This window comes from Tunicatimonas sp., from assembly GCF_049647865.1.
Lineage (GTDB): Bacteria > Bacteroidota > Bacteroidia > Cytophagales > Cyclobacteriaceae > Tunicatimonas.
On the sequence record NZ_JBARYM010000440.1, the window covers coordinates 1 to 7,764 of the forward strand.

7 protein-coding genes are annotated in these 7,764 nt (G+C 43.7%); 5 read left to right on the forward strand and 2 right to left on the reverse strand.

Going from position 1 to position 7,764, the window contains the following annotated elements; translation table 11 throughout:
• Window positions 1–628: 628 nt before the first annotated feature.
• The gene (locus WBA23_RS13140; protein ID WP_424582733.1) at window positions 629–1,600 is read right to left on the reverse strand and encodes a hypothetical protein; all 972 of its coding nucleotides are present in this window, start codon (window positions 1,598–1,600) and stop codon (window positions 629–631) included.
• A gap of 195 nt (window positions 1,601–1,795) precedes the next feature.
• Here WBA23_RS13140 and WBA23_RS13145 point away from each other — a divergent pair, with 195 nt between their 5' ends.
• The 4 genes from WBA23_RS13145 (at window position 1,796) to WBA23_RS13160 (ending at window position 6,851) form a co-directional block, all read left to right on the forward strand.
• Window positions 1,796–2,035, forward strand: a complete 240-nt coding sequence (locus tag WBA23_RS13145; protein WP_424582734.1) for a hypothetical protein — start codon at window positions 1,796–1,798, stop codon at window positions 2,033–2,035.
• Between the two features lie 189 nt (window positions 2,036–2,224).
• Window positions 2,225–4,657: a TonB-dependent receptor domain-containing protein gene (locus WBA23_RS13150; protein WP_424582735.1), complete on the forward strand. Its 2,433-nt coding sequence runs from the start codon at window positions 2,225–2,227 to the stop codon at window positions 4,655–4,657.
• A gap of 43 nt (window positions 4,658–4,700) precedes the next feature.
• A complete protein-coding gene (locus WBA23_RS13155; RefSeq protein ID WP_424582736.1) occupies window positions 4,701–5,873 on the forward strand; it encodes a helix-turn-helix domain-containing protein in 1,173 nt (390 codons plus the stop codon).
• Window positions 5,874–5,936: 63 nt separating this feature from the next.
• Window positions 5,937–6,851, forward strand: coding sequence for a hypothetical protein (locus WBA23_RS13160; RefSeq protein ID WP_424582737.1), 915 nt, complete (start codon window positions 5,937–5,939; stop codon window positions 6,849–6,851).
• 126 nt (window positions 6,852–6,977) lie between these two features.
• Here the strand turns inward: WBA23_RS13160 and WBA23_RS13165 are convergent, their stop codons facing one another.
• Entirely contained in the window at window positions 6,978–7,445 is a 468-nt protein-coding gene (locus WBA23_RS13165; RefSeq protein ID WP_424582738.1) for a hypothetical protein, read from the reverse strand.
• A 156-nt stretch (window positions 7,446–7,601) separates the two neighbouring features.
• On the opposite strand from WBA23_RS13165, the gene WBA23_RS13170 reads away from it, so the two are divergent.
• Window positions 7,602–7,764: twin-arginine translocation signal domain-containing protein (locus tag WBA23_RS13170; RefSeq protein WP_424582739.1), on the forward strand; the 163-nt coding region annotated here is incomplete at its 3' end.

Genomic DNA, 7,764 nt, shown 5'->3' on the forward strand with positions numbered 1-7,764 from the left:
GTATAGCGCAGCTTAACTAACACTTGCTATTCAACTTCCTTGAATCATCCCTAATAGTTTACAGTCTTATAGGTGCAAGATAAATAGAATAATAATTGACTTTAGCGTAAAACTGGCAACTCAGGCATATTGATAAGTAGAACAATTGGTATAAGTATTTCAATATCGTTAACGCTAAAATATTCTACTACGCTAGAAGTGAGTACTACTAATTTCTTGTCGCTACCATTAAAGGATCTCAAGAATTTTATTTGGCTTTTAAAGTTTTATTGGGCGACATCTTACAGCTACGATCTATCGCAGTATTTTTCTTCACCTTTCTAATGCAGTCCTGAGTATTCAACTCTCAATTTACGACTAAAATCTGTATGGCACTGAACAGCATGGAAGCTATATTCTGGTTGCTTCTTTAGAGCTTTCACTTTGAGTGGATACTGTGACAACTACACGAAAGCAGAAAATACGATTAAGCCTTGTTAATTAGTAATGACGTAGAGCTTACGCTAATACTATCGAGATAAAAAAACAGAAGCTACCAAGACATTGGTAGCTTCTGTAAGTTGGTTTTACGCTTCATTTGCGTTAGTGTGCTTTTTGTTCTTTTTATTGTGCTGAGCAATTCACTTTGTCAATTCTTGACTTGAATAGTAATTGGATCAACTACTGTGGTGGCATTACCAGCTAAGTCTGTGGACAAGTTACTCACGGATACGGTGGCCAGTTCGGTGGTTCCCCCTTCGGGCTGAAAGGCGTACGTCCAAACCTGTCCATCGGTAGTGGTCATCTCGGCATCTGTTACGTAGTTCTGGGCTGCTCCGACCACCGATACGGTAATGGCACTCTCGGTGCGAAGGGGTTCGCTGAACGTCACCGTAAGGGTGCTGGTAGTGGTACTGTCTACCGGAGTGAGCGAAGCAGTAAGTCTTCCGGTAGCCGAGGTGTTGTCGGTGCGGTACGTGTCAAAGGTGGCAATAGTATCCATAGCCAAAGATCCGAATCCGGCAGTTGTTACGGCATTGTCTACGTTAATTTTATCCACTCCATCGCCATTCCCAGCCGTATAGGTTACCTGAAAAGTGCGATCATCTACACGGGTTACGGCACTGACCGCCTCTCCAGCACTGGTGCCGCTAGCTGGAACCACAACTACTTGAGGGGCAGTTTCAATCGGCTGGTCAAAATTGATTAGCACGTTAGAAGTCGCACCAGCTGTCAAAACGGTATCACTGGGCAAAGTAACCGTTGCCATCGGAGCAGCACTCACTACAGTTACGGTAGTGGTACCGCTAATCCCCCGGGCGGCCACAGTGATATCACCACTGCCCGCCGCCGTGAAAGCCACCGCGATTGTTGAAGTGCCCGCACCAGATACAATAGTAGCACCGTTTGCGGGTACTGTCCAGGCATAGGTTTCACCTTCGTACTTGCTGGTAGAAAAAGTAGTGGTATCACCAGGAGATACCTCATCCGGTCCGTTTATGGAAAATTCGGTAAGTACAAAGTCCGTTACTTCATCATCGTTATCACACGCTACTGTTGATAGTAGAATGCCAACGGAAAGAATACTGATTAATGACTTAATTGATCGATAGGTTTTCATAGTTTTTTCTTCATTAGTAGTTTACAAATATAACGAAGCTCTCCGATTTTTTAATCAATAGGTTTTTCAAATATTTCAGGAAAAATTATTTTGGATCAAGGAGTCTTCCTTTCGTTTCATAGATATATCTTTGACGGAAGCCTTAGAGTTTTTTATGAAGACAGCAACTCTCTGATAAGCCAAACGGATGCGAAATTGATTGAGGTCAATTACAAAGGAGCTCTAAGCGGCGGGGTTAAGACCGATGAGAGTGCAAAGGAAAAGAGTAAACCGCTGGTTGATCTAGGGCAGGTAGTAATCTTATCGACTAAGAAGAAGAGGGCTATCCAAGTACTAAAAGCCTACGATACATCTGTAGATAGATTTATAGTGGCGACTCGAATTAAGCCAAAACGCCGGGGGTTATTCTCACTCACCTTTCTAACGCAGTCCTAAATATTCAGCATTCACTTTACGACTTGAACTTCTGTACGGTGCTGAACAGCTTTGTTCGATAATGAACAGTTTGTAAGCGCAAACAATGTCTCTAAGCTAGCTTAAAGTATTTTTCCTAATTGGTACCATTGTTGTGTAGTGGGCAATACATAGTACTATACACTTCTTTCTAAGAAATATACTCAACTCATGCATATTTTTCGTTTAGTGATTATTAGCTTTTGCGCTATTTTCTCTTCCTTTTCAATTCTATCAGCCCAATCTACTGCCAGTTTACAGGGTCACGTTCGCGATCAAGCGGATGAACCACTACCTTATGTTAATGTTCTATTACTATCATCGGCAGATTCTTCCTTAATTAAAGGTAGTGTAACTGATACTACCGGGGCCTATCAGTTAGCATTTAAAGAAGGCACTTACCGGGTATCTGCCCAGATGGTGGGCTACCAAAGCTTTTTCTCCGAAGTATTTACTACCGAACAGATACCCCAGTCACTCGCTAACATTCAGCTTTCAGAAGCTACCACTGAGCTGGGAGAAGTAGTCGTTTCTGCGACTAAACCCATGATTGAAGTTACTTCTAACGCCATCGTTCTCAACGTAGAGTCTAGTCCTATTCTCCAGAATGGAACCGCTCAGGAGGTACTGGAAAAATCACCCGGAGTGATCGTCGATCAAAACGGAAATGTGAGCGTGAAAGGAAAATCAAACGTACTTATTTATTTGGACGGCAAACCCACCTATTTATCCGATAGTGATCTAATGCGACTGCTAGAAAGCACCCCAGCAGAAAACATCGAGAAAATCGAAATCATGGACAACCCGCCGGCGAAGTACGACGCTGAAGGCAACGCTGGGATTATCAATATCGTCCGGAAAGAGCAGGCCGCCATGGGACTTAATGGTCAAGTAGGATTTAATATGGGCTACGGTCGCTATCCCAAAGCCTCACCTAGCGTAAACTTGAATTATCGCAAAGGCGCTATTAATGTATTTGGTAACTACAGCTATTTCTACAACAAACGCTATCAAATCAACAGCATCTTCCGTCGCCTTCCTACTCTGGAAGGAATAACCACCTTTGACCAAACCTCCGATCAAGTTAGTTGGGTACGGAGCAATAACTTTCGGGGCGGGGCCGACTGGTTTATTAGCGAACGCAGTACTTTAGGAGTGCTAGTAAACGGTAACGTTGGCAACTGGAACAGCCGGGGGGATAATATTACTCGCCTGGGTGGCGAGTATAATAATCCTTACGATGGCTTAAATGCCCAAAACCGTAATCGCAACAATTGGAACAACCTAACCTACAATTTAAACTTTAAGCACCAGTGGCAAGACAATAGTGAGCTAACCCTCGATGCTGACTATTCTCAGTGGAAGGGTGATAGTTACCAAAGCAACGATAATTTTTACTTCAGTAACGAAGGCTCTACGACTGAGCCTCCCCTACTGGTTCGCACGGCCACCGATTCTGATATTGATATCTTAGCGTTTCAGGCGGACTACAGTCGGACTATTTTCGGTGATTGGGGGCTGGAAATTGGAGCTAAAACCAGTTCAGTGACTACTGACAACCTACTGAATTTTCGTACCCAAGAAGACGATGCGTTCGTGCTTGATCCGCAGCGTAGCAATCAGTTTCAGTACGAGGAAGATATCTTAGCAACCTACGCCAATGTACAAAAAAAGTGGGGAGAGCAATGGCAAATGCAGCTCGGGCTTCGCGGTGAAAATACCTATTCTCAAGGCTACTCCGTAACCCTGGATAGCACAGTGCAGCAAAATTATTTTAATCTGTTCCCGAGTGCTAGCGTTTCTTATACTCAACAAGATCAGTACAGCTTATCACTTTCCTACAGCCGCCGAATTGATCGGCCTAACTACGGCAACCTCAACCCGTTTGAGTTCTTTTTAGATCGATTCACCTTTGAGCGAGGCAACCCCTTTTTAAATCCCCAGTACACCAATGCTTTTGGCCTGACCTACGGCTACCGCAACGCAGTATTCGTCACGCTGAACTACAACCGAACCAACGATGCCATCACGCAGGTACTGGAGCAAGACGAAGCAAACCAGCTTACTTTCCAAACCACCACCAATCTTGACCTGATTGAAAACTATAGTGTGAATATTGCAGCACCACTTCCACTAAACGACTGGTGGGTACTTAATCTAAACGCTACCGGATTCTACAACGACGTTCAGTCGCCGTTCTCTGAGGGCGAACAGATTGATAAAAGTCAGTTTAGTTATAACGCTCGGGTACAAAACACTTTCTCTCTACCCGGCAATATCAAACTAGAAGTAAGTGGCTTCTACAACTCTCCTACCCTGTGGGGCATGTTTGAGATTAGCGAACAGTATCAGATTGACGCGGGTTTATCCAAAACCTGGGGGCGTTTTATAGCGCAAGCCAGTTGGAACGATATCTTTAACATCCGAGAAAACCGGGTACGTATTCAGCAGGGCGACATCAATACGGATGTGTTTAATAAGTGGGAATCGCGAGTTATTCGCCTGAACCTTTCTTACCGATTCGGTAACCAAAAAATCAAACAAGCTCGCCGGCGCGGTACCGCTTCTGACGAACTTCGGAGACGTACCGGAGACAGTAACTAAGCTCTCAGCAAGGCTTTTTGGGTACAAACGGGCGTTTCTTCCCATGCGGACTATTATCTTCACGGTTGGACTTATCGCTCTTATGTACTCATTTTTTGACATCCTGCTGTTCCTAGGCATTAGTCAGGGGTTGTTTCTGGTAATAGCTTTGCAGTCGTTGCAAAACCGCAATGTGGAAGCCAACCGGTTGCTAACCCGTTGTTTACTCATTGCGGTAATCATGCTCTTCGGGCGCATTGCTTTGTTCCGCGTTCAGGAGCTTTGGGTGTGGCGATTCGCTATTCTGGCCGATACCACTATCTTTCTGTTTGGTCCTTGGCTATACAGTTACTTTCGTCAGTTGTTCCTGAAAAAAGCTGATGAACCAACGCTCCGAGTCTGGGAATATTTACCGGCCTTCCTAAACCTCTGTTTCTTTCTCTGGACACTTAGTTTAGATTCGAAGCATTTTGCTCAATTGTACCAAGGAGATTCTTTTCAATACCTCTTTTTTGCGGTTGAGGCCGGGGGTATAATTTCACTATTTGTATACCTTTTCCGAATTTTCAAGCTCACTCAAACCTACCGGCGACTAAAGGATCAACAACTCTCATTTCCTCAAACAGCCCTACCATTCGCTATGATTGTTGTAGGATTTTTGAGTATTCTCGGTCTGCTTTGGCTTATTAGTTTTATCTCCGTTTATATTTTTCAAAACTATTGGCCAGTGCTAAATTATAATACCTTCTGGGTAGCAATTCCTACTCTCACCTACCTTATTCGGTACTACAGTCTGCGGCAACCTGAAATTTTTCGGGTATATGTATATCCTAAAGCTAACGTAAAGCGCGACCGACTAGACCTCGTTACAGTGCAGCGGCTAAAGAAACGGCTTCAGTTCTATATGGAAGAGGAGCATGTATACTTACAAGACGATCTTACGCTCAAGAAACTGGCGGATATGATAGATACTTCACCGAACAACCTAAGCTGGCTGCTGAATCAAGTGTATCAGACCACGTTCTACAAATTTGTAAACAAATATCGGGTACAGTCTTTTGTCCACAGGGTGAACAATAAAGAGTACGAACAAAAAACACTACTTGGTTTAGCGTTTGATTCAGGATTTAGTTCTAAATCTGCGTTCAATACCTCTTTTAAAGCAGAAACCGGATTTACTCCTTCCCAATTTGTGAACGATAGGAGTAGCGATGGGTACAGAAACCCGCAATTGTGAAGAGTAAGGCGCGTTCTTAGCCTGGTTTTCAGTGTTTTGGGGAAACTTAATCTCACTGAACCCATGAAACAATTTTCACAAATCTTTCTTCTATTCACATTTATCCTGGGAGTCTTTGCCTGTACCGAAGATGATTCTAACAGAGAATTATTAGTAGAAACCCTCGTCCCCGACTTTGCCGCTAGTGATGGTTTATTTGTAGCACCAGACGGAACCATTGTCGCCTCTGACTTTGGCGCATTTGATAATGATTTACAAATTGGTTTAGGGACGAACGTATTTTCAGTTACTCCCGAAGGAACAGTCAGCGAGAAGGCTACCGGATTTGTAGCCCCAATGGGAGGCGGAATGGATAGCCAGGGCAACTTCTATTTCACCCACGAGAATGGTGGCGATGGAGTCGACGGCAAAGTAGTCCGGGTAACCCCCAGTGGAAACACCAGCGAAATAGCTACGCTTTCCGGTTGGCCTTCAGGAATTGCCGTAGACGATGATGATAATCTGTACATCGCTAACTTCGCTGGTCCGCTACTTCACAAAATCGCTTCCGATGGCACGGTTTCCGTAGTGGTTCAAGATAATCGCCTGCTTGGTTGTGTAGGCGTTGATATTGATAAAACTGGTAATATTATTACCGCCAATTTCTACGATGGATCAATTTACCGAGTAGACTCTAGTTCCGGAGATATCAGCCTTATTGTCCAAATTCCTGACTTGGTAGAGTTTTTTGCTATCGGCTATATCACCTTATTCGAAGGGGCCATTTACGCCACTGGGATTGGCGATAATAAGATTTTTAAAGTAACGATGGATGGTCAAATAAGCACGCTGGCAGGAACTGGTGCCAATAGCAGTAGTGATGGTCTAGTAGCCGAGGCTACTTTTTCTAACCCGAATGGTATTGCGGCTGATACAGCTCGGCGGCGGCTGTACATTTCTCAGTTCGGCGAACGCGCTCTTCGCTTTATCCAGTTTTAGCAAAAATGCAGATCAATACGATATTCTGAAAGCTCTTTCTGGCACTTCAGTAATGAAGTGAATTAGCAGTGGAGTAAACTGAGGGTAGTCTTATTCAGGCTACCCTCTTTGGTGTGTACCTGCTAGCTAACGGCTTATCTCAATAAGGTAAATTCCTATTGAGTTTTGTTCTACTGAATTGCCATTAAAAAGTAGAGCTGAAGTGACATACCACGGATCACACCCGGTATTATCTTCGTACGTATCTAGGGAAATCTCACCTAGTGTCTGACCATCGTAATTTAGCGTAAACAGTAAGCTGCTATCCTGATGAGCCAGATCCACCATTTCAGCTGAAGAAATACTAAATAATCCTTGGTTGATGGTTTCAGCAATACATATATCGGGTACGGTACTGACTGAGTTATTGATGCTGAGATAAGTAACTACTACAGCATTGGTGTCAGTGGTAGTTATGATCGGTGCTCCCGCGGGATCTACTAGACTAAACTGCAACGTTTCCGCCGTTCCCCAGCAAACTATATCCCGCTGACAACTACTAATGACGATTACCGCCACTACCAGAATTATTACCAATATTTGTTTTTGTACCATAATGAAGATGATATCACTATGTACTCAACGAATACAACCTTGTAAATCGTTTGTCAAAAGTAAAATTTGGGAATGGCGGTTGATTATTTTATTTTTAGTATAATTCATTTGCACTATTGATCAAGCAATTACATAAAGAGAAAGCAACCACTTACCATGAACAACAACAGTAGAAGAGCATTTATAAAAAAAGTCACCACAGCAACCTCAGCCGTTATTGCGGCGCCTACCATTATTCCCGCCTCGGCATTGGGCAAGAATGGGCACGTAGCACCTTCCGATCGAATCAATATAGCTTTTATTGGTGCCGGAAATCAAG